The organism is Pseudomonas sp. KBS0710 (assembly GCF_005938045.2).
Lineage (GTDB): Bacteria > Pseudomonadota > Gammaproteobacteria > Pseudomonadales > Pseudomonadaceae > Aquipseudomonas.
Map to the genome: position 1 here is coordinate 6408791 of NZ_VCCF02000001.1, position 21522 is coordinate 6430312.

Sequence of the window (21522 nt, forward strand, 5' to 3'; positions counted from 1 at the left end):
CTGTCAGAAACACCAAATAACAGTCTCGGCAATGCGCCAGTATTCGTAAGACTTAAGCGTTCATCACTTCCCTGATGTCTGCGGCTAATTCTCTTACACGTTCCTCTTCGGTATCCCACGCACACATGAACCGTGCGCCACCTTTGCCAATGAAGGTGTAGAAGCGCCAGCCCTTGGCCGTCAGCGCCGCGATGGCTGGTTCCGAGAGTTGCAGGAACACGCCGTTCGCCTGTACCGGGAACATCAGCTCCACGCCGGGAATGTCCGACACCAGGCTGCTGAGCAATTGCGCGCAGTGGTTGGCGTGGCGGGCGTGTTTGAGCCAGGCGTCGTTTTCCAGCAGGCCCACCCACGGTGCCGAGAGGAAGCGCATCTTCGAAGCCAGCTGGCCGGCCTGTTTGCAGCGGTAGTCGAAGTCTTCAGCCAGTTTGTGGTTGAAGAACAGGATGGCTTCGCCCACGGCCATGCCGTTTTTGGTGCCGCCGAAACACAGTACATCCACACCGGCTTTCCAGGTCAGATCGGCCGGGGAGCAGCCGAGGAACGCGCAGGCGTTGGAAAAACGCGCGCCGTCCATGTGCAAGTTCAGGCCCAGCTCTTTGCAGGTGACGCTGATGGCGCGGATTTCTTCCGGGGTGTACACGCTGCCCACTTCCGTGGCTTGGGTGAGGGTGACCACGCGCGGTTTGGGGTAGTGGATGTCCTGGCGCTTGAGGGCGATCTCGCGGATCGATTCCGGGGTCAGCTTGCCGTTTTCGGTACGTGCGGTGAGCAGCTTGGAGCCGTTGGAGAAAAACTCCGGCGCGCCGCATTCGTCGGTTTCGACGTGGGCGGTTTCCGAGCAAATCACGCTATGGTAGCTCTGGCACAGCGAAGACAGCGCCAGGGAGTTGGCTGCTGTACCGTTGAAGGCGAAGAACACTTCGCAGTCGGTTTCGAACAGATTGCGGAAACCGTCTGCGGCACGGTGGGTCCACTCATCATCGCCGTAGGCGCGTTGATGGCCCTGGTTGGCTTGTTCCATGGCGGCCCAGGCTTCCGGGCAGATGCCGGAATAGTTGTCGCTGGCGAATTGTTGGCTCTTGTCAGTCATGGCCCATTCCTGTGGTCGATGTTGGTGCGCACTGTAACCAAGATTGTCGCGGGTGCGCACGCACTGTAAATGCAAAGTCACTGGGGAATTATGCACGGTACACACACGTTGGCTGTCGGACGCGTCCGCGATGGCGCACTGGATTTGCTCAAGTGGCTGGCGCTGCTGAGCATGGTACTCGACCATTTGCGCTATGTCGGTTTGAGCCTGGACGGCCTGTACGTGCCGGGGCGCCTGGCGTTTCCCTGGTTTTGCCTGGCGATTGCAGCCAATTTGCACCGGGCTGCCAATGCCCCCGTGACCGGTCAGTGGCGCTACCTGGGCTGGCTGTTGCTGTTCAGTGTGATCAGTGAAGTGCCCTATCGGCTGTTTATCGAGGATGCCGATACCTTGAACGTCTTGCCGACTTTGGCGCTGGGGTTGCTGGTTGCACGAGGATGGCAGCAGAAGGCGCTTTTTGATCGAGGATTGGCGCTGATCGCCCTGGTCATCGCGGGCCTGTTTTCTGCCCAGCTGATGTTCGGGTTTTTCGGTGTGTTGCTGCCGCTGGCGATGCTGCTGGTATTTATCCGCCCATGGTATTTCAGCCTGTTGCCGGGTTTGGTCTGCCTGGCCGGCAATCAGTGGCAGATCCTGCTCAATAGCGGCACGCCAGTGGCGCATATGGGGTTGGCCGCTTGCCTGATTGCGCCATTGGCGGGTTTGCTCTTGTTACGACATGGCAAAAACGCCTCGCCACCGGCCATGCGCCGCTGGGCGTATGCGCTGTATCCGCTGCATTTTCTGCTGTTGCTACTCGTCCGCCAGGTGCTCGCCTAACCCCCTGTGGGAGCGGGCTTGCTCGCGAATACGGTGGGTCAGTCAATACATGTGCAAGCTGACTCACCGCCTTCGCGAGCAAGCCCGCTCCCACATTTGTTCTGCGTTGTTCGTGCCATGTCGTAAACGCACCTTTGCGTGGCGTGCGTAGGCATTTGACCTCTCTGCGCCAGCCCTACCATCGCATCAAAGGGCCCTGCATGGGCCTTAACAATACGAAAGGCTGGGAGAGACGCGATGTTCAGCAAAAAAGACCAGATCCAGGGATATGACGACGCATTGCTGGCGGCCATGAATGCCGAGGAGCAGCGTCAGGAAGATCATATCGAGCTGATCGCGTCAGAGAACTACACCAGCAAACGCGTAATGGAAGCCCAAGGCAGTGGCCTGACCAACAAATACGCCGAAGGCTACCCAGGCAAGCGCTACTACGGTGGCTGCGAGCATGTGGACAAGGTTGAAGCCCTGGCCATCGAGCGCGCCAAACAACTGTTTGGCGCCGATTACGCCAACGTGCAGCCGCACTCCGGCTCGTCTGCCAACAGCGCGGTGTACCTGGCGCTGATCAATGCCGGCGACACCATCCTGGGCATGAGCCTGGCCCACGGCGGCCACTTGACCCACGGCGCCAAAGTGTCGTCCTCGGGCAAGCTGTACAACGCCGTGCAGTACGGCATCAACACCGATACCGGTCTGATCGATTACGACGAAGTCGAGCGCCTGGCCGTTGAGTGCCAGCCGAAAATGATCGTGGCCGGTTTTTCTGCCTACTCCAAAACCCTGGATTTCCCGCGCTTTCGCCAGATCGCCGACAAGGTTGGCGCACTGCTGTTCGTCGACATGGCCCACGTCGCCGGCCTGGTTGCCGCTGGCCTGTACCCGAACCCGCTGCCGTACGCCGATGTGGTCACCACCACCACCCACAAGACCCTGCGCGGTCCACGTGGCGGTTTGATCCTGGCCAAGGCCAACGAAGCGATTGAAAAGAAACTCAACGCTGCCGTGTTCCCCGGCGCCCAGGGCGGCCCGCTGATGCACGTCATCGCCGGCAAGGCCGTGTGCTTCAAGGAAGCGCTGGAGCCAGGTTTCAAAGCCTATCAACAGCAGGTCATCGACAACGCCCAAGCCATGGCTGACGTGTTTATCAAGCGCGGCTACGACGTGGTGTCCGGCGGCACCGATAACCACCTGTTTCTGGTCAGCCTGATTCGCCAGGGCCTCACCGGCAAAGACGCGGACGCTGCCCTCGGCCGCGCCCACATCACCGTCAACAAGAACGCCGTGCCGAATGACCCGCAGTCGCCGTTCGTGACCTCGGGCCTGCGTATCGGCACCCCGGCGGTGACCACGCGGGGTTTCAAGGTGCCGCAATGCATCGAACTGGCTGGCTGGATCTGCGACATCCTCGACAACCTCGGCGATGCCGATGTCGAGGCCAACGTGGCCAAGCACGTGTCTGCCCTGTGCGCTGATTTCCCGGTTTATCGCTGAGCGCGGTTTTGGAGTAATGACTATGCAACGCTACTCGGGCTTCGGCCTCTTCAAGCACTCACTCAGCCACCACGAAAACTGGCAGAAGATGTGGCGCACGCCCACACCGAAAAAGGTCTACGACGTGGTGATCGTCGGCGGCGGCGGGCATGGTTTGGCGACGGCTTACTATTTGGCCAAAGAGCACGGCATCACCAACGTGGCCGTGGTCGAAAAAGGCTGGCTGGGCGGCGGTAACACCGCGCGCAACACCACCATCGTGCGCTCCAACTACTTGTGGGATGAGTCGGCGCACCTGTACGAACACGCGATGAAACTGTGGGAAGGCCTGTCCCAGGACCTGAACTACAACGTGATGTTCTCCCAGCGTGGCGTCTACAACCTGTGCCACACCCTGCAAGACATCCGTGACTCCGAACGCCGCGTGAGCGCCAACCGCCTCAACGGTGTGGACGGCGAACTGCTCAACGCCAAGCAAGTGGCCGACGAGATTCCGTACCTGGACTGCTCAAAAAACACCCGCTACCCGGTACTCGGCGCCACCGTGCAACGGCGCGGCGGCGTGGCCCGTCACGATGCCGTGGCCTGGGGTTTCGCCCGTGCGGCTGACGCACTCGGCGTGGACCTGATCCAGCAGACCGAAGTGATCGGCTTTCGCAAGGAAAACGGCGTGTGCATCGGCGTCGAAACCAACAAGGGTTTTATCGGCGCCAAGCGCGTAGGTGTGGTGACTGCTGGTAACTCGGGGCATATGGCCTCGCTGGCTGGCTTCCGCCTGCCGATCGAATCCCACCCGCTGCAAGCGCTGGTGTCCGAGCCGATCAAGCCGATTATCGACAGCGTGATCATGTCCAACGCCGTGCACGGTTACATCAGCCAGTCCGACAAGGGTGACCTGGTGATCGGCGCCGGTATCGACGGCTACAACGGCTACGGCCAGCGTGGTTCGTACCCGGTGATCGAACACACCATCCAGGCCATCGTCGAAATGTTCCCGGTGCTGTCGCGGGTGCGCATGAACCGCCAATGGGGCGGCATCGTCGACACCACGCCGGACGCCTGCCCGATCATCTCCAAGACGCCGGTGCCGAACATGTTCTTCAACTGCGGTTGGGGCACCGGTGGCTTTAAGGCCACGCCGGGCTCAGGCAACGTGTTTGCCGCCAGCCTGGCCAAGGGTGAAATGCACCCATTGGCAGCGCCTTTTTCCATCGACCGTTTCCACAACGGTGCGTTGATCGACGAACACGGCGCTGCGGCCGTCGCCCACTAACAGGAGAAATTTCCTATGTTGCATATCTTCTGTCCTCACTGTGGCGAACTGCGCTCCGAAGAGGAATTCCACGCGTCCGGCCAAGCGCATATCCCGCGCCCGCTGGACCCGAATGCCTGCACCGATGAAGAGTGGGGCGACTACATGTTCTTCCGTGACAACCCACGCGGGCTGCACCACGAACTGTGGATCCATGCCGCCGGTTGCCGTCAGTACTTCAACGCCACCCGCGACACCCTGACCTACGAAATTCTTGAAACCTACAAGATTGGCACCAAGCCGCAATTCACCGCCAAGGCTTCTGGAGAGAAGGTATGAGCCAGATCAATCGCCTGTCCAACGGTGGTCGCATCGACCGTAACAAAGCCCTGACATTTACCTTCAACGGCCAGAGCTACAAAGGCTTTGAGGGCGACACGCTGGCCGCTGCACTGCTGGCCAACGGCGTCGACATCATCGGCCGCAGCTTCAAGTATTCGCGCCCACGCGGCATCTTTGCAGCCGGCGCCGAAGAGCCCAACGCGGTGCTGCAGATCGGCGCCACCGAAGCCACCCAGATTCCCAACGTGCGCGCCACGCAACAGGCGCTGTACCAGGGTTTGGTCGCCACCAGCACCAACGGCTGGCCGAGCGTTAACAATGACGTGATGGGCATTCTCGGCAAGGTCGGCGGCAAGCTGATGCCGCCGGGTTTCTACTACAAAACCTTCATGTACCCGCAATCGTTCTGGATGACGTACGAAAAGTACATTCGTAAGGCTGCGGGCCTTGGCCGCTCGCCGACCGAGAACGACCCGGATACCTACGACAACTTCAACCGTCACTGCGACGTGCTGATTGTGGGCGCAGGCCCTGCCGGCCTGGCCGCTGCATTGGCGGCTGCGCGCAGCGGTGCTCGGGTGATCATCGCCGATGAGCAGGAAGAATTCGGCGGCTCCTTGCTCGATTCCCGCGAAAGCCTTGACGGCAAACCGGCGACCGAATGGGTTGCCAGCGTGATCGCCGAACTCAAAGCCCTGCCCGACGTGGTGCTGCTGCCGCGTGCCACCGTCAACGGTTACCACGACCATAACTTCCTGACCATCCACGAACGCCTCACCGACCACCTCGGCGACCGTGCGCCGATTGGCCAGGTGCGTCAGCGCATCCACCGTGTGCGAGCCAAACGTGTGGTGCTGGCGACCGGTGCGTGCGAGCGCCCATTGGTGTACGGCAACAACGACGTGCCGGGCAACATGCTCGCCGGTGCAGTCTCCACCTACGTGCGCCGCTACGGTGTGGCACCGGGCAAAAAACTGGTGCTGTCGACCAACAACGACCACGCCTACCGTGTCGCGCTGGACTGGCTTGATGCGGGCCTTACCGTGGTGGCTGTCGCCGATGTGCGTCACAACCCACGCGGCGCGCTGGTGGAAGAAGCGCGTGCCAAAGGCATTCGCATCCTCACCGGCAGCGCCGTGATCGAAGCCCGTGGCAGCAAGCGCGTGACCGCTGCGCGGGTGGCGGCGATTGATGTCAAAGCGCACAAAGTCACCAGCCCCGGCGAGTGGCTGGACTGCGACCTGGTGGCCAGCTCCGGCGGCTACAGCCCTGTGGTTCACCTGGCTTCGCACTTGGGCGGCAAGCCGACCTGGCGTGAAGACATCCTCGGTTTTGTACCGGGCGAAGCCCCGCAAAAACGTGTGTGCGTGGGGGGCATCAATGGCGTCTTCGGCCTCGGCGATTCCCTGGCCGATGGTTTTGAAGGCGGCGTGCGCGCGGCCAGCGAAGCCGGGTTTGCGCCGGTGGAAGGCACGCTGCCAAAAGCCTTGAGCCGTCTGGAAGAGCCGACACTGGGCATTTACCAAGTGCCCCATGACAACCCGACCGCACGCGCGCCGAAGCAATTTGTCGACCTGCAAAACGACGTCACCGCCGCGGCGATTGAGCTGGCGACCCGCGAAGGGTTCGAGTCGGTCGAGCACGTCAAGCGTTACACCGCGCTGGGTTTCGGCACCGACCAGGGCAAGCTCGGCAACGTCAACGGCCTGGCCATCGCGGCCCGCTCGCTGAACGTGACCATCCCGCAGATGGGCACCACCATGTTCCGCCCCAACTACACGCCGGTGACCTTCGGCGCCGTCGCGGGCCGCCACTGTGGGCACATTTTCGAGCCGGTGCGCTACACCGCGCTGCAAGCCTGGCACGTCAAAAACGGCGCCGAGTTTGAAGACGTCGGCCAATGGAAACGCCCTTGGTACTTCCCACGCAACGGTGAAGACCTGCATGCCGCCGTTAAGCGTGAATGCCTGGCCGTGCGCGACAGCGTTGGCCTGCTGGATGCGTCCACCCTCGGCAAAATCGACATTCAAGGCCCGGATGCCCGCGAGTTTCTCAACCGCATCTACAGCAACGCCTGGACCAAGCTCGACGTGGGCAAGGCCCGCTACGGCCTGATGTGCAAGGAAGACGGCATGGTCTTCGACGACGGTGTAACTGCGTGCCTGGCCGACAACCACTTCCTGATGACCACCACCACCGGCGGCGCGGCCCGCGTGCTGCAGTGGCTGGAAATCTACCAGCAGACCGAGTGGCCAGACCTCAAGGTGTACTTCACTTCGGTCACCGACCACTGGGCAACCATGACCTTGTCCGGCCCCAACAGTCGCAAGCTGCTGGCGGAAGTCACCGACATCGACCTGGACAAGGACGGCTTCCCGTTCATGACCTGGAAAGAAGGCTTGGTCGGCGGCGTACCGGCGCGGGTGTTCCGTATCTCGTTTACCGGCGAGCTGTCGTACGAAGTCAACGTGCAGGCCGACTACGCCATGGGCGTACTCGAGCAGATCGTTGCGGCCGGCAAGAAGTACAACCTCACGCCGTACGGCACCGAGACCATGCACGTACTGCGGGCCGAGAAGGGCTTCATCATCGTCGGGCAAGACACCGACGGCTCGATGACCCCGGACGACCTGAACATGGGCTGGTGCGTAGGCCGTACCAAACCGTTCTCGTGGATCGGCTGGCGCGGGATGAACCGCGAAGACTGCGTGCGTGAAGAGCGTAAGCAGCTGGTGGGCTTGAAGCCGATTGACCCGACTGTATGGCTGCCGGAAGGCGCACAGTTGGTGTTCGACCCCAAGCAGTCGATCCCGATGAAGATGGTCGGCCACGTGACCTCAAGCTACGCGCACAACTCGCTGGGTTATTCGTTTGCGATGGCGGTGGTCAAGGGCGGCTTGAAGCGTATGGGTGAGCGAGTGTTCTCACCGCAGGCGGATGGCAGCGTGATCGAGGCAGAGATTGTGTCCTCGGTGTTCTTTGACCCGAAAGGCGATCGCCAGAACATCTGATAGACCGAGGCGCGGCCTTCGCGAGCAAGCCCGCTCCCACATTTGGAATGCATTCCCCTGTGGGAGCGGGCTTGCTCGCGAAGACGCCAGTAGCCGCACAACAGAATCAGGAAAGGTGCTTTATGACAGCAGCCAATGTTTACCAACAACGCCCCACCACCGGCGCCAAGGCCGAGTCGTCGCTGCACCATGCCGACCTCGCCAGCCTGGTCGGCAAGGGCCGCAAGAACGCCGGCGTGACCGTGCGTGAAAAGAAACTCCTCGGCCACCTGACGATTCGTGGCGATGGCCATGACGCCGCGTTCGCCGCCGGTGTGCACAAAGCCCTGGGCATCGAACTGCCTGGCGCCCTTCAAGTCATCGTCAAAGGGGAAACCAGCCTGCAATGGCTCGGCCCGGATGAGTGGCTGTTGATCGTGCCAAGCGGCGAAGAATTCGCCGCCGAACAAAACCTGCGGGCTGCCCTGGGCGAGTTGCATATCCAGATCGTCAACGTCAGCGGCGGCCAGCAGATCCTCGAACTCAGCGGCCCGAACGTGCGTGACGTGCTGATGAAGTCCACCAGCTACGACGTGCACCCTAATAACTTTCCGGTGGGCAAGGCGGTGGGCACAGTGTTCGCCAAGTCGCAGTTGGTGATCCGTCACACGGCTGAAGACACCTGGGAACTGCTGATCCGTCGCAGCTTCTCGGATTACTGGTGGCTGTGGTTGCAGGATGCGTCCGCCGAATTCGGCCTGAGCGTTCAAGCCTGAGGAGTGACCCATGAGCCGCGCACCCGATACATGGATTTTGACTGCCGACTGCCCCAGCGTGCTCGGCACGGTGGACGCGGTCACCCGCTACCTGTTTGAGCAGGGCTGCTACGTCACCGAGCACCATTCGTTCGATGATCGCCTCTCGGGCCGGTTTTTTATCCGCGTGGAATTCCGCCAGCCCGAGGGTTTTGACGAGCAGGCGTTCCGCGCGGGTCTGGCCTCGCGCGGTGAAGCCTTTGGCATGATCTTCGAGCTGACGGCGCCGAACTATCGGCCAAAAGTGGTGATCATGGTGTCCAAGGCCGATCACTGCCTGAATGATTTGCTCTACCGCCAGCGTATCGGCCAATTGTCGATGGACGTGGTCGCGGTGGTGTCCAATCACCCTGATTTGAAGCCATTGGCCGACTGGCACCAGATTCCCTACTACCATTTCCCCCTCGACCCTAACGACAAACCGTCCCAGGAGCGTCAGGTGTGGCAAGTGATTGAAGAGACCGGCGCGGAGCTGGTGATCCTTGCGCGTTACATGCAAGTACTGTCGCCGGAGCTGTGCCGCAAGCTCGATGGCAAGGCCATCAACATTCACCACTCCCTGTTGCCCGGTTTTAAAGGCGCCAAGCCGTATCACCAGGCGTACAACAAGGGCGTGAAACTGGTGGGCGCTACGGCGCATTACATCAACAACGATCTGGATGAAGGCCCAATCATCGCCCAGGGTGTGGAGGTGGTGGACCACAGCCACTATCCCGAGGACTTGATTGCCAAGGGGCGCGATATTGAAGGGCTGACGTTGGCCCGGGCGGTTGGGTATCCCATTGAGCGGCGGGTTTTTCTCAATGCCAATAGGACTGTGGTGCTTTGACGGCCGCCATCGCAGGCAAGCCAGCTCCCACCTTTGAAAGTATTCACAAATCAAAATGTGGGAGCTGGCTTGCCTGCGATGAGGCCATCAGCAACAACACAAGGAAACAGCATCTGTAACCCGAGCACTTAAACGCGCCGCCTGCCTGGGCGACGCGGTTCCATAAAAACAACAGCGAGGTGAAAGCATGTCTGGTAATCGTGGTGTCGTGTATCTCGGCAACGGCAAGGTCGAAGTACAGAAAATCGACTATCCCAAAATGCAGGACCCCCGTGGCAGGAAGATTGAGCACGGCGTCATCCTGCGCGTGGTCTCCACCAACATCTGCGGCTCCGACCAACACATGGTGCGCGGCCGCACCACTGCCCAGACCGGCCTGGTACTGGGGCATGAAATCACCGGCGAAGTGATCGAGAAGGGCAGCGACGTCGAAAACCTGAAAATCGGCGACCTGGTGTCGGTGCCATTCAACGTGGCGTGCGGCCGTTGCCGCTCGTGCAAAGAACAACACACCGGCGTGTGCCTTACCGTCAACCCGGCCCGTGCCGGTGGCGCCTACGGCTACGTCGACATGGGCGACTGGACCGGCGGCCAGGCCGAATACGTGCTGGTGCCGTATGCCGACTTCAACCTGCTCAAACTGCCGGACCGCGACAAAGCCATGGAGAAAATCCGTGACCTGACCTGCCTCTCCGACATCCTGCCGACCGGCTACCACGGCGCCGTCACTGCCGGCGTTGGCCCAGGCAGCACCGTCTACATCGCAGGCGCCGGCCCGGTCGGCCTGGCCGCTGCTGCTTCCGCCCGCCTGCTCGGCGCGGCGGTGGTGATCATCGGCGACGTCAACCCAATCCGCCTGGCCCACGCCAAGGCCCAGGGTTTCGAAATTGCCGACCTGTCCAAAGACACCCCACTGCACGAACAGATCGCCGCCTTACTGGGCGAGCCGGAAGTGGACTGCGCGGTAGACGCCGTAGGCTTCGAAGCCCGTGGCCACGGCCATGAAGGCGCCAAGGCCGAAGCCCCGGCCACCGTGCTCAACTCGCTGATGGGCGTGGTGCGTGTGGCGGGCAAAATCGGTATCCCAGGCCTGTACGTCACCGAAGACCCGGGTGCTGTGGACGCCGCCGCAAAAATGGGCAGCCTGAGCATTCGCTTTGGCCTGGGCTGGGCCAAATCCCACAGCTTCCACACCGGGCAAACGCCGGTGATGAAGTACAACCGCGCACTGATGCAGGCGATCATGTGGGACCGCATCAACATTGCGGAAATCGTCGGTGTGCAGGTGATCAGCCTGGATGACGCGCCACGTGGGTATGGCGAGTTTGATGCGGGCGTGCCGAAAAAGTTTGTGATTGATCCGCATAAGATGTTTAGCGCGGCGTAAGGCTTGGGGCAAATAAAAGGGCGACCTGTGGGTCGCCCTTTTTGCGTCTGGTGTTTAGGCCTGTAGGCGCCGGCTGATCACATCCAGCAAATCACAACCATCGCGCAATGGAATGGCGCAGAGCAGGGCGAAGTCCTGGAGGACGAGGTTGTCGGTGTTCAGGCCTTCTCGGAACGCCAGGTTTTCCATGACTTGTGTGACCGCGCGGATGCGGTAGACGGCGGCGTCGTGGAGCACGTCGAGCGGGACTTGGGTGTCGATGAGCAGGGAAGGGATGGTGCTGTCGTGGCCGGTGAGCGGCATGTATCGGTTCATGTTCTAACCTTTATTTCAGAGAGTGAGGCTACCACTCACACGTCGCCAAACGAATGGGTGGCAGCTGTACGCAGGTTGGCGAACCGGTGAAATAAAGCAAAGGCCGGCAGACCCGAAGGTCTCCCGCGCACAGCCGCCATAAAGCAGCCTTACGCGTGCAAAAGCACCAGCAAAGGAGCAGGTGCTTTTGCATGCATTATTTCAATCGAGTCGCCAAACCCGTGTCGCCATATGGACGACCGCCGAACTATAAGCGCCATCCATCGCCAGGAGCAAGTCGCCCGGCCAATGCAGATCAAATGTGCGCGAGTTTGGTCAGGTGGTTGAAGTGGGTCAGCGTTGGGCAAACCCCGGTGATCAAGTACAGCCGCGCGTGGGCGCCGTGAGATCGTGTGGGGCCACATGGAGCGTGCGGCGATCAGCCTGCACGAGGCGAATTGACTTCCAAGAGAGCTGCCCGTCGGGCAGCTTTCTTTATTTGGGGCAAATATTCAGTTAAAGGTGCAGGCTGCGGGCGATGAACTCACGCAGTCCTTTGAGAGGATATCAGCGGCTTTTGCGTCGCTTGGGGCCTTGGTTTTGGCTTTGACTTCCTTATCGAAACTTGCGGTGAACACGCTCTCCCATTTATTGCCCACTGCCTCGATCGGTTTGCCTGGCTTATAAGCCAGCGTCACTTCTTCTTTGTTTGAATCCTTGTAGCGACAAAGAACTGCCCAGTCTTTTTTCTTGTTTGGATCCGTTTCATTATTGGCTATCTGGATACGAGCCGCCTCGAAAAAGGGGTGAGAAAGCTCCGCTTCGGTGGGGTCGGCGCTGTACTCCCACTTTGAACCTTCCGAGCCGTCGACAGAGTAAGAGTAGCCTTGTGCGGTCTTATGGGCTTTTACATTAGTGGCGTCCGGGCAGCTGGCAGCGTATGAATTTCCAGCGAAAGCGGTCAGCAGGGCAAGCGTAATAATTGATACGTTGGTGTGCATGGTTCCAAACTCCAGTCCATTGTTTTGAAGGGCTATCATCTGGAGAGAAGAACTAGTTTGATACTGTTACAAATGACAGTTTTTTATGGTTTTTTTGAATGGACCCTATTCTTATTTGTTCTTTAGACTTTTTATATGGCTTCCATTCAATAAGCGCTTTGCGGTTGCTTTGATCCCCACAACCCACCCATACATGACCAAACCTCGGCTTAGCGAGCGGCCAGTGCGCCTTGATACAGCACAGGTCCGGTGGGTTGCCCGGTCGGTGAACCACCTTCTGGCTCCAGGCTGACGGCCAGGGTCGCGGGTGCAGTCAGCAGCGCTTGCTGTTCCTTGCTCAGCTCGATTCGGCCTTTACCCGAGGTGGGCACCAAGCCCAGGGAGACGGGTTTGCCACCGGCCGCAATGACCCACAGTTCCAGGGCACGTGCTGGCTCTACAGCCGCCAACGTCAGCGGCTCCACCTGCAGGTGATCGCCAAACGCCTGGACCTGCAACGCCGGCTGCTGGTTGGCCGCGACCAACGTGGCGTTGTACTCGGCGCCGCTATCACGCTGATAAAGCACACCCACCAGCACCGCCACGACGATCGCGCAGGCAGCGGCCAGCAGGCGCAAATTCATCCAGAATGGTTTCTTCGCCGGCACATGCAGCACTTGCGGTTCAATGCGCGCCTTGATGCCGGCCCACACATGCTCGGGCACTGGCCGTTCGGGCACGGCGCCGGTCAGGCTGGCGAGGGCATCTTGCCAATGGCCGAGTTCAGCGCGCAGCGCGGCATCGTCCAGCAGCAGGTTGTCAAAGCGCTTGCGTGCAGTGGCGGGCATCAGCCCGATGGCGTAGTCGGCGGCCAGGGCGCGGCGCAGGGCGGTGGTTTGGTAGTTCATGATTCAAGGCACCTGCGCAGGCGCTCCATGCCACGGCGAATCCAGGATTTGACCGAACCCAGCGGCGCCGCCAAATGTTCGGCCAGCTCCGAGCACGACAGGCCCTGGAAGTAAGCCACGCTGATTGATTGGCGTTGCATACCGTCGAGGCTGTCGAGGCAGCGGTTGAGGGCGCGGGCTTCGCGCTCGCTGTCGAGTTGCTCGTGGGCGCTGGGGCTGTCGTCGAGCATGGCTTCCTGCTGGCCCTCGGCTAATGGCTGTTCGCGGTGTTTGCGCAATTGGTCAATGGCCAGGTTGCGGGTGATGTTGATCATCCAGGTCATTGGCGCTGCCAGGTGAGCCTCGTAGCGCGAAGCGTTGTACCAGATGCGCACAAAGGCTTCCTGTAACACTTCTTCGGCGAGGTCCGAGCGCCCCATAAAACGCAAGGCAACACCGTGCAGCCGTGGCGAAACACTGCGGTAAAGGGTTTCGAACGCCTGGCGGTTGCCCAGGGCGCATTGGGCCAGCAATGGCCGCAACGGGTCAGCATCGTGGACGGAAATAGGGCTTCTCCAGGCTCTCGTTCGAGGGCGATGGGACTGCGCACGGTAGGCAGAGGGTAGTTCAGCTTGAGCATTCATTCCATCCGACTCCGGGCGGTGCATGGGGGATATACGCACGCGGGGAACAGTTGGATGCAGAATTTTCTGAACTAATCTGCAGGTGGGAACATTCCTTCGGGACTGTCAGTCAAACGCCTGCTTTTAGCTCCTACATTCAGAGGTTGTCTTGATGAAGATTTCACGCGGTTTTGCCCTGTCCTGCCTGTTGACCGTGGCCGCCAGCCCGGTGTTTGCCGCAGGTTTCAGCCTCGGTGACGTGGCCAATGCCGTCTCCGGTGCCCAGGGCAGCAACAACAAGGCGGCCGCTGCAGCGCCTAGCTCTGAGACCGCCGGCCTGCTGAGCGCCCTGACCTCGCAACTGAACATCACCCCCGAACAGGCCGTGGGCGGTACCGGCGCCATGCTGGGCCTGGCCAAGAACAAACTCAGCGGCACCGACTACTCGCAATTGGGCAAGAGCGTGCCGGGCCTGGATCAACTCTCGGGCAGCAACTCCCTGGGCAGCCTCGGCGCCTTGAGCGGGCTGCTTGGCCAGAGTGGCGGCAGCAAGACCAGCGGCCTGGACAGCGTGCTGGGTAACGTAAAGAACACCAGTGACCTGAACACCGCCTTCAGCGCGTTGGGCATGGACAGCGGCATGGTCAGCCAGTTTGCCCCGGTGATCCTCAAGTACCTGGGCGGCCAAGGCGCCAGCGAATCGGTGCTAGGCAAACTGGCTTCGGCCTGGGGCACGGGTAGCTAAAGGCCCAGCGCGCCCAGTCTTCGGCGTTTGAGTGTCAGCGGCTAAGGGGTGTATTTAAAACTGCAGTCCGAGACACTCAGGCGCTTTGGGTTCTCCAAAGCGTCGGCACCTTCCTGTGCACCACATATACCGTTGTTCCACTGTGTACCCTCCGCTTTTTCCAGACCGCTCATACTCAGTTGAAGCTTAATGAAGGGTCGGGACACTTTGTCGGCCGGTTCGGCTTTTTCTTTTTCAGCGGTCCCGCCATACAGGCAGAACACTTTCCCGTTAGCTATTTTGGCACCGACCAGTCCCAACTGGTATTTAGGCTCCAGGTACGTATCGAGTGTGGCTGGAGATTGGCCCTCCCACGTCTGCCCAGCAGGGCCGGGAGCCTTATATTCGTACCCATCTGGGATCTGCGGGTTGGGATCGGTATAGGGGTTGGCTTTGATTGTGCTGACTGGCGGGCAGGTGGCAGTGTCCGCCTGCGCAATGCCGGCTAACGCCATTAAAGCCATGCCGGCGAGGGAGAGTTTGATGATCATGATCAGGTACTCGGCAATGAGGGAGCCTATAGCCTAATCAGCTGCCTGCAGCTGGCGTAACTGTGAAAGCTGACAGTTTTTTATGCCTTTTCGCAAGACGCTTTATAACGGTTTCGCCTGGCGATGCAGCTGTTCAATACCTCTACCTTCCTCGCTCCTGCGAACGCCCCTGCGAGATGCCGGACGCAAGAGGGTGACCCGCTCTTCACTTGGCAATACGGCAATGAGTCGAAATATCTCAATGTGGAACGGTGGCGGATGTTTCACCACATATGAAGTTCGTTGCGGGAAGGAAAGCCTGTTCGTAGCGAATTCTTTAACGCCATCATGTAGGAGCAATCATATGAACATCAGCGCATTCTTCAATACTGTTTTCCACTCGGCCTTTTGGCCTTCGGCTGCAAGCCAAGGACCGGCTGAGGACGTCAGCAAGAAAGACACCATGGTAAAAGAGCGTGCTTGGGTAACTGGCGAAGGTTGCGCCACCTTGCCCAAGGGCTGCCAGGAGCAGGCTGACGCGGTAGCCGAGCAGGACACCATGACCAAGGTGAAAGCATGGGGCACTGGCCATCCAGCCACGCTACCGAGGTTGGGCCGTAAATGGTGAGTGTACCGTCAGACGCGCGCGGGTTGGCCTGACACCTCGCTGATGCGCTGATGCTTGGTTCACCCCGTTTGCGCCGGTGATTCTGCAATACCTGGGCAGTCAAGGCGCCAACCAGTCGGTGCTGGGCAAGCTGGCTTCCGCCTGGGGCACGGGGAGCTAATCACGTTTAATGTGTATTTCGTACGGGGTGTGTGACTCTATTGACCATAAAAACGGAAAGTGTCCCCGCAATTTAACGAATTGAACTGTAGGGAACTTCCGCAAGGGTGGCGCCACAGAGAATTACCTTCCAAGTAGTCGCCCTGACGAGCTTGGAAGGCTTCTTCTAATGAAACTCATTGGTAATTCTATGATGAATTTGCGTTTTCCAATTAACACCTTGGCAATCCTTCCCCCCGCCCTCCAGCCGGCGCCAAAGCCGGAGCAGGAATACTATTCGCGGTTAGATATCAGTTATAAGGAGCACCAGCAGCAGCGTGCCCATTCCGGCAATGGAGCGGCCAGTGACTTAACAGCAAAGGATGCGAAAACGCCAGACGATCAGCCACTTAACATTTGGGGAGAATGTGTCCCCCGTTAGTTTGCACGCACTTTGATTCAATAGGATGAATTGATCGCACGGCCCGGATTGAATGAAAAGGCCGTGGCAATGGCTGGCAGCTTTATTTGCGCAGCATTTCAATTCTCTGGTCCTTCTCCATCCAGAGCTGGTTCACCCAGTTCTGGACGGTCTGGCGAAACGCCGGATCATTCTCGTAATCCCCTTGCCACAACGCCGGGTCCAGCTCACGGGTGCGGATATCAATGATCACCTTCGGCACTGTGCCGCAGATCAAGTCCCAGAACCCCGGAATTTTTTGCTGCGGGTAGACGACGGTCACATCCAGGACCGCGTCGAGTTGCTCACCCATCGCAGCCAGCACAAACGCCACGCCGCCCGCCTTGGGTTTTAGCAGCCGCGAAAACGGCGATTCCTGCTGTGTGCGTTTGGCCTCGCTGAAGCGCGTGCCTTCGAGGTAATTGACCACCGTCACCGGCTGGCGCTTGAACAGCTCGCAGGCCTCTTTGGTGATCTTCAAATCCTGCCCCGCCAGCTCCGGGTGCTTGGCCAGGAACGCCTTGGTGTAGCGCTTCATGAACGGGTAATCCAGCGCCCACCAGGCCAGGCCCAGGAAGGGCACCCAGATCAGCTCTTTTTTCAGGAAGAATTTGAAGAACGGCGTGCGCCGGTTGAGTGCCTGGATCAGCGCCGGAATATCGACCCAGGACTGGTGGTTGCTGATCACCAGGTAGGAAGTGTCGCCGCGTAGCTCGTCGCCGCCGCGAATGTCCCATTGGGTGGGGATGCACAGGGCGAAAATCAGTTTGTCGATCTCGGCCCAGGTCTCGGCGATCCACATCACCGCCCACGACGCGTAGTCGCGAAAGCGGCCGGGCGCTACCAGCTTGAGCAGGGCAAACACCATCAGCGGGCCGAACAGCACCAGGGTGTTGAGCAATAACAGCAGTGTGACAAAACAGCCGGTGAGCAGGCGGCGCATAAGTAACTCTTGGAATCGGGTGGGCGGGCCATGATAAGCAAGCTGAGTCTAGAGGCCAAATCGCAAATTGCCGCACGAATGTGAGCTGACGCGGAGCGTCCAGAGCTGCATTCCCACGCAGAGCGTGGGAACGATCTAACTAAACAACGCTTTTGCGGTCTAGAATCCGCCTACTTCTTTCCGAGGAAATCACTTCGTGAAACTGCTCCTTGCCTTGCTCGCCCTGGCTGCCGTGCCTGTCATGGCTGCCGAACCGACCCTCTACGGTCGCTACGAATACATCCAGTTGCCGGAGATCGGCCAAACCTTCAAGGCCAAGATGGACACCGGCGCGCTCACCGCTTCGCTGTCGGCCCGCAACATCGAAACCTTCCAGCGCGACGGCGATGACTGGGTGCGCTTCCGCCTTGGCGGCAAGGACGCCAGCGACAAGGTCTATGAGCACAAAGTCTCGCGCATCAGCAAAATCAAAAGCCGCGCTGATGAAGACGACGACAAGGACGAAGCCACCGTGGCCAAACGCCCGGTAATCGACCTGGAAATGTGCCTGGGCAACGTCAAGCGCACCGTCGAGGTCAACCTCACCGACCGCAGCAGCTTCAACTACCCGTTGCTGATCGGCGCCAAGGCCCTGCGTGAGTTCGGCGCGGCGGTAAACCCGGCCCGTCGCTACACTGCTGACAAACCGGACTGCTGATTGAACCCATGCCGCATATCCTGATTGTCGAAGACGAAGCGGCGATAGCCGACACGCTGATCTTTGCCCTGCAAGGCGAGGGCTTTACCACCACCTGGCTGAGCCTTGGCCAGGAGGCGCTTGCCCATCAACGCCAGACGCCTGCCGACCTGATCATCCTCGACATCGGCCTGCCGGACATCAGCGGCTTTGAGACCTGCAAGCAATTGCGCCGTTTCAGTGAAGTGCCGGTGATGTTCCTCAGTGCGCGCGATGGCGAGATTGACCGCGTGGTGGGCCTGGAGATCGGCGCCGACGATTATGTGGTCAAGCCGTTCAGCCCGCGGGAAGTGGCGGCGCGGGTTCGGGCGATTCTCAAGCGCGTCGGCCCCGGCGCTGCGCCCGCCGTGTTCCTGGTCGACCTGGAACGCATGCAGATCAGTTATCGCGGCCAGCCTTTGAGCCTCACGCGGCATGAATTCCGCCTGCTGCAAAGCCTGCTGGAACAGCCCGAACGGGTGTTCAGCCGCGAGCAATTGCTCGACGCGGTGGGCGTGCCGGCCGATGCCGGCTATGAGCGCAATATCGACAGCCATATCAAAAGCCTGCGCAGCAAACTGCGGGGGATTGCGGCGGATGCCGAGCCGATCCATACCCATCGCGGCCTCGGCTACAGCTACAGCCCGAGCCACAGCTGATGCGCCTGGGGCTGCGGATCTTCCTGGTGTATGCGCTGTTTATCGGCCTCACGGGTTATTTTGTGCTCAATACCGTGATGAAGGAAATCCGCCCCGGCGTGCGCCAGTCCACCGAAGAAACCTTGGTGGACACGGCCAACCTGTTGGCTGAAATACTGCGCGATGACGTAAAAAACCAAACCCTCGGCCAAAGCCACTGGCCTGAGTTGCTCAAGGCCTACGGCAATCGCCAGCCCGGCGCGACCATTTGGGGCCTGCCGAAAAACCAGGTCAACCACCGCATCTACGTGACCGACGCCAACGGCATCGTGTTGCTCGATTCCACCGGCGAAGCGGTGGGCCAGGACTATTCTCAGTGGAACGACGTGTACCTCACCTTGCGGGGTGAGTACGGCGCCCGTTCCACCCGCAGTGAGCTGGACGATCCCACCTCGTCGGTGATGCACGTGGGCGCGCCGATCCGCGACAACGGCCAGATCATCGGCGTGGTCACGGTGGCCAAACCCAACAGTTCGTTGCAGCCCTATGTGGATCGCACCGAGAACCGCCTGCTGTGGTACGGCGCCGGGTTGGTGGTGTTGGGCCTGCTGCTGGGCGCATTGCTGTCGTGGTGGCTGAGCGTGGCGCTGCATCGGCTCACGGCGTATGCACAGGCGGTAAGCGAAGGGCGTCGGGCCGAGTTGCCGCATTACCGGGGCGGCGAACTCAAGCAATTGTCTACCGCTGTGGAGCACATGCGCACGCAGCTGGAAGGCAAGGCCTACGTCGAGCATTACGTGCACACCCTGACCCACGAATTGAAAAGCCCGTTGGCCGCGATTCGCGGCGCGGCGGAGTTGTTGCAGGGCGATATGAGCCGTGAGCAGCAGCAGCGTTTTATCGGCAATATCGACAGCGAAAGCGCGCGCCTGCAGCAGTTGATCGAGCGGTTGCTTAACCTTGCCCAAGTGGAGCAGCGCCAGGGTTTGGAAGAACAGACCCGCATGCCGTTGGCGGCCCTGGTCGATGAGGTACTCAAGGCGCAATGTGCGCGAATCGAAGGTGCTGACCTGCACGTTGAACAGACGATTGCAGCCGATGTGAAGGTCTTCGGTGAGCCTTTCCTGCTGCGCCAGGCGCTGGGCAACCTGCTGGATAACGCCTTGGACTTCACACCGCCCGGCGGCACCTTGCGCTTCAGCGCACAGACGCACCATAACGACGTGCAGGTCAGCCTGTTCAATCAGGCTGCGCCGATTCCCGACTACGCCTTGCCGCGCCTGAGCGAGCGTTTCTACTCGCTGCCGCGCCCGGTCAGCGGGCGCAAAAGCACGGGCCTGGGCCTCAACTTTGTCGAGGAAGTGATGAAGCTGCACGGCGGCGCGTTGCAGATCGGCAATGTGCAGGGCGGCGTGCAAGTGGTGCTGCATCTCCACACAGTCTCCACAGTGCCCACATAAAGCGCCCACACGCGCGGCTCACGCTCTGCCCATCAAAACAGGGAGAGCCCCATGAACCGCAGCCTGCTTTTCAAACTTGGCGCCATTGCGCTGTTGATCCTGCTGTTGCTGATTCCGCTGCTGATGATCAACGGCATCATCAGTGACCGCCAGCAACTGCGCGACGGCGTATTGATGGACATCGCCCGCAGCTCCAGCTACAGCCAGCGCATTACCGGACCGGTGATGGTGGTGCCGTATCGCAAGACGGTGCGCGAGTGGAAACTCAATGAAAAGCTCAACAAACGCTACGAGGAAACCCGTGAAGAGCGCGGTCGTCTGTATTTCCTGCCGGACCGCTTTGAACTCGACGGCAAGGTGCAAACCGAATTGCGATCGCGCGGCATCTACCAGGCGCGCCTGTTCCATGCCGATAACCGCGTCAGTGGGCGTTTTGAACTGCCTGCACAGTTGGGCATTACGGAAAACTTTGCCGATTACCGTTTTGATCCGGCGTTTCTGGCGGTGGGTATCAGCGACATTCGCGGCATCGAAAACGCCCTGAAGCTGGAGCTGGGCAGCCAACGCCTGGCGTTCTCGCCGGGCTCCCAAGTGGACTGGCTGGGCGAGGGCGTGCATGTGACGCTGCCCGAGCAGGACAGCAAAAAGCCGGGCGTGGTGGACTTCGCTTTTGACCTGCGCCTGCAAGGCACTGAGCAGCTGCAAGTGGTGCCAGTGGGCAAGACCAGCCAGGTGTCACTCGCGTCCAACTGGCCGCACCCAAGCTTTATCGGCAACTTCCTGCCGGCGCAGCGAGAGGTCACCGACAAGGGCTTCAGCGCCAATTGGCAGACTTCGTTTTTCTCCACCAACCTCGAACAGGCGCTGCAAACCTGCCTGGACCGCCAGGGCTGTGAAGACTTCAGCAACCGCAGCTTCGGCGTGAACTTTATCGACCCGGTGGACCAGTACCTCAAGAGCGACCGCGCGATCAAATACGCGCTGCTGTTTATCGCCCTGACGTTTGCCGGTTTCTTCCTGTTCGAGGTGCTGAAGAACCTCGCGGTACACCCGATCCAGTACGCATTGGTGGGCTTTGCCTTGGCGTTTTTCTACCTGCTGTTGCTGTCGTTATCCGAACACTTGGGCTTTGCGTTGGCCTACCTCATCTCCGCCAGTGCCTGTGTGTTGTTGATTGGTTTTTATGTGTGCCATGTGCTGCGCAGTGTTGCTCACGGCCTGGGGTTTTCGGCGGGGTTGGCAGCGTTGTATGGCTTGTTGTACGGGCTGCTGAGCGCCGAGGATTACGCACTGCTGATGGGCTCGCTGTTGCTGTTCGGGCTGCTGGGTACGGTGATGGTGCTGACGCGCAAACTGGATTGGTATGGCGTAGGCAAGCGCAAGGATCGGGAGGTGCTGCAATGATTGGGTTACGTGAAGATCAGCAGGTGCGGGCGCAATTGGTAGCAAGGATTGCCACCTTCCTCAGCAGCACCACTCTTCAA

The 21522-nt window shown here is 60.2% G+C and carries 21 protein-coding genes and 1 pseudogene; 15 read left to right on the forward strand and 7 right to left on the reverse strand.

The features are described 5' to 3' along the window. Positions 1-52 precede the first annotated feature (52 nt). Positions 53-1093 carry a low specificity L-threonine aldolase gene (locus FFI16_RS29275; protein WP_138813548.1) on the reverse strand — a complete coding sequence of 347 codons (1041 nt, stop codon included), beginning with the start codon at positions 1091-1093 and terminating at the stop codon, positions 53-55. A 90-nt stretch (positions 1094-1183) separates the two neighbouring features. Here FFI16_RS29275 and FFI16_RS29280 point away from each other — a divergent pair, with 90 nt between their 5' ends. From FFI16_RS29280 to fdhA, 8 genes are all read left to right on the forward strand, one after another. Continuing rightward, entirely contained in the window at positions 1184-1912 is a 729-nt protein-coding gene (locus tag FFI16_RS29280; protein ID WP_138813549.1) for a TraX family protein, read from the forward strand. Between the two features lie 237 nt (positions 1913-2149). Further along, positions 2150-3403 carry a serine hydroxymethyltransferase gene (glyA, locus tag FFI16_RS29290; protein WP_099550385.1) on the forward strand — a complete coding sequence of 418 codons (1254 nt, stop codon included), beginning with the start codon at positions 2150-2152 and terminating at the stop codon, positions 3401-3403. Positions 3404-3425: 22 nt separating this feature from the next. Continuing rightward, positions 3426-4676 carry a sarcosine oxidase subunit beta gene (locus FFI16_RS29295; protein ID WP_010207084.1) on the forward strand — a complete coding sequence of 417 codons (1251 nt, stop codon included), beginning with the start codon at positions 3426-3428 and terminating at the stop codon, positions 4674-4676. 15 nt (positions 4677-4691) lie between these two features. Further along, complete coding sequence (locus FFI16_RS29300) at positions 4692-4994, forward strand: sarcosine oxidase subunit delta (protein ID WP_071484907.1); 303 nt, start codon at positions 4692-4694, stop codon at positions 4992-4994. Next, the gene (locus tag FFI16_RS29305) at positions 4991-8008 is read left to right on the forward strand and encodes a sarcosine oxidase subunit alpha (RefSeq protein ID WP_138813551.1); all 3018 of its coding nucleotides are present in this window, start codon (positions 4991-4993) and stop codon (positions 8006-8008) included. The genes FFI16_RS29300 and FFI16_RS29305 overlap by 4 nt, the downstream gene beginning before the upstream one ends. Positions 8009-8130: 122 nt before the next feature. Then, positions 8131-8763 carry a sarcosine oxidase subunit gamma gene (locus tag FFI16_RS29310; protein WP_101273317.1) on the forward strand — a complete coding sequence of 211 codons (633 nt, stop codon included), beginning with the start codon at positions 8131-8133 and terminating at the stop codon, positions 8761-8763. A 10-nt stretch (positions 8764-8773) separates the two neighbouring features. Further along, positions 8774-9631, forward strand: a complete 858-nt coding sequence (gene purU / locus FFI16_RS29315; RefSeq protein WP_138813552.1) for a formyltetrahydrofolate deformylase — start codon at positions 8774-8776, stop codon at positions 9629-9631. Between the two features lie 187 nt (positions 9632-9818). Next, a complete protein-coding gene (fdhA, locus tag FFI16_RS29320; protein WP_017137993.1) occupies positions 9819-11018 on the forward strand; it encodes a formaldehyde dehydrogenase, glutathione-independent in 1200 nt (399 codons plus the stop codon). A gap of 54 nt (positions 11019-11072) precedes the next feature. On the opposite strand, the gene FFI16_RS29325 is transcribed toward fdhA, so the two are convergent. The 4 genes from FFI16_RS29325 to FFI16_RS29340 form a co-directional block, all read right to left on the reverse strand. Beyond that, positions 11073-11333: a hypothetical protein gene (locus tag FFI16_RS29325; protein WP_256666293.1), complete on the reverse strand. Its 261-nt coding sequence runs from the start codon at positions 11331-11333 to the stop codon at positions 11073-11075. Between the two features lie 491 nt (positions 11334-11824). Next, positions 11825-12313 (reverse strand): DUF3757 domain-containing protein, encoded by a 489-nt coding sequence (locus tag FFI16_RS29330; protein WP_178112717.1) that lies wholly within the window; start codon positions 12311-12313, stop codon positions 11825-11827. Between the two features lie 209 nt (positions 12314-12522). Then, positions 12523-13200, reverse strand: a complete 678-nt coding sequence (locus tag FFI16_RS29335) for an anti-sigma factor domain-containing protein (protein WP_138813554.1) — start codon at positions 13198-13200, stop codon at positions 12523-12525. Next, positions 13197-13823 (reverse strand): sigma-70 family RNA polymerase sigma factor, encoded by a 627-nt coding sequence (locus FFI16_RS29340; RefSeq protein ID WP_256666294.1) that lies wholly within the window; start codon positions 13821-13823, stop codon positions 13197-13199. The genes FFI16_RS29335 and FFI16_RS29340 overlap by 4 nt, the downstream gene beginning before the upstream one ends. A 151-nt stretch (positions 13824-13974) precedes the next feature. Between FFI16_RS29340 and FFI16_RS29345 the strand changes: the two genes are divergently transcribed. Then, a complete protein-coding gene (locus FFI16_RS29345; RefSeq protein ID WP_138813555.1) occupies positions 13975-14547 on the forward strand; it encodes a DUF2780 domain-containing protein in 573 nt (190 codons plus the stop codon). 41 nt (positions 14548-14588) lie between these two features. Here FFI16_RS29345 and FFI16_RS29350 read toward each other — a convergent pair whose 3' ends face one another. Beyond that, complete coding sequence (locus tag FFI16_RS29350) at positions 14589-15077, reverse strand: hypothetical protein (protein WP_138813556.1); 489 nt, start codon at positions 15075-15077, stop codon at positions 14589-14591. Positions 15078-15420: 343 nt separating this feature from the next. Between FFI16_RS29350 and FFI16_RS29355 the strand changes: the two genes are divergently transcribed. Both FFI16_RS29355 and FFI16_RS29360 read left to right on the forward strand, forming a co-directional pair. Beyond that, complete coding sequence (locus FFI16_RS29355; RefSeq protein WP_138813557.1) at positions 15421-15684, forward strand: hypothetical protein; 264 nt, start codon at positions 15421-15423, stop codon at positions 15682-15684. A gap of 67 nt (positions 15685-15751) precedes the next feature. Next, positions 15752-15844, forward strand: a pseudogene (locus FFI16_RS29360) (DUF2780 domain-containing protein); the annotation flags it as partial. Positions 15845-16346: 502 nt separating this feature from the next. Here FFI16_RS29360 and FFI16_RS29365 read toward each other — a convergent pair. Continuing rightward, on the reverse strand, positions 16347-17225 hold the full coding sequence (locus tag FFI16_RS29365) for an acyltransferase (protein ID WP_138813558.1): 879 nt from the start codon (positions 17223-17225) through the stop codon (positions 16347-16349). A 196-nt stretch (positions 17226-17421) separates the two neighbouring features. Here FFI16_RS29365 and FFI16_RS29370 point away from each other — a divergent pair, with 196 nt between their 5' ends. The 4 genes from FFI16_RS29370 to creD are packed head-to-tail and all read left to right on the forward strand — an operon-like array spanning position 17422 to position 21442. Then, positions 17422-17922, forward strand: coding sequence for an ATP-dependent zinc protease (locus tag FFI16_RS29370; RefSeq protein ID WP_138813559.1), 501 nt, complete (start codon positions 17422-17424; stop codon positions 17920-17922). 8 nt (positions 17923-17930) lie between these two features. Beyond that, a complete protein-coding gene (gene creB / locus FFI16_RS29375; RefSeq protein ID WP_138813560.1) occupies positions 17931-18599 on the forward strand; it encodes a two-component system response regulator CreB in 669 nt (222 codons plus the stop codon). Next, a complete protein-coding gene (creC, locus tag FFI16_RS29380; protein WP_138813561.1) occupies positions 18599-20038 on the forward strand; it encodes a two-component system sensor histidine kinase CreC in 1440 nt (479 codons plus the stop codon). Before creB ends, creC begins: the two co-directional genes overlap by 1 nt. A 51-nt stretch (positions 20039-20089) precedes the next feature. After that, positions 20090-21442 (forward strand): cell envelope integrity protein CreD, encoded by a 1353-nt coding sequence (creD, locus tag FFI16_RS29385; RefSeq protein WP_138813562.1) that lies wholly within the window; start codon positions 20090-20092, stop codon positions 21440-21442. Positions 21443-21522 lie beyond the last annotated feature (80 nt).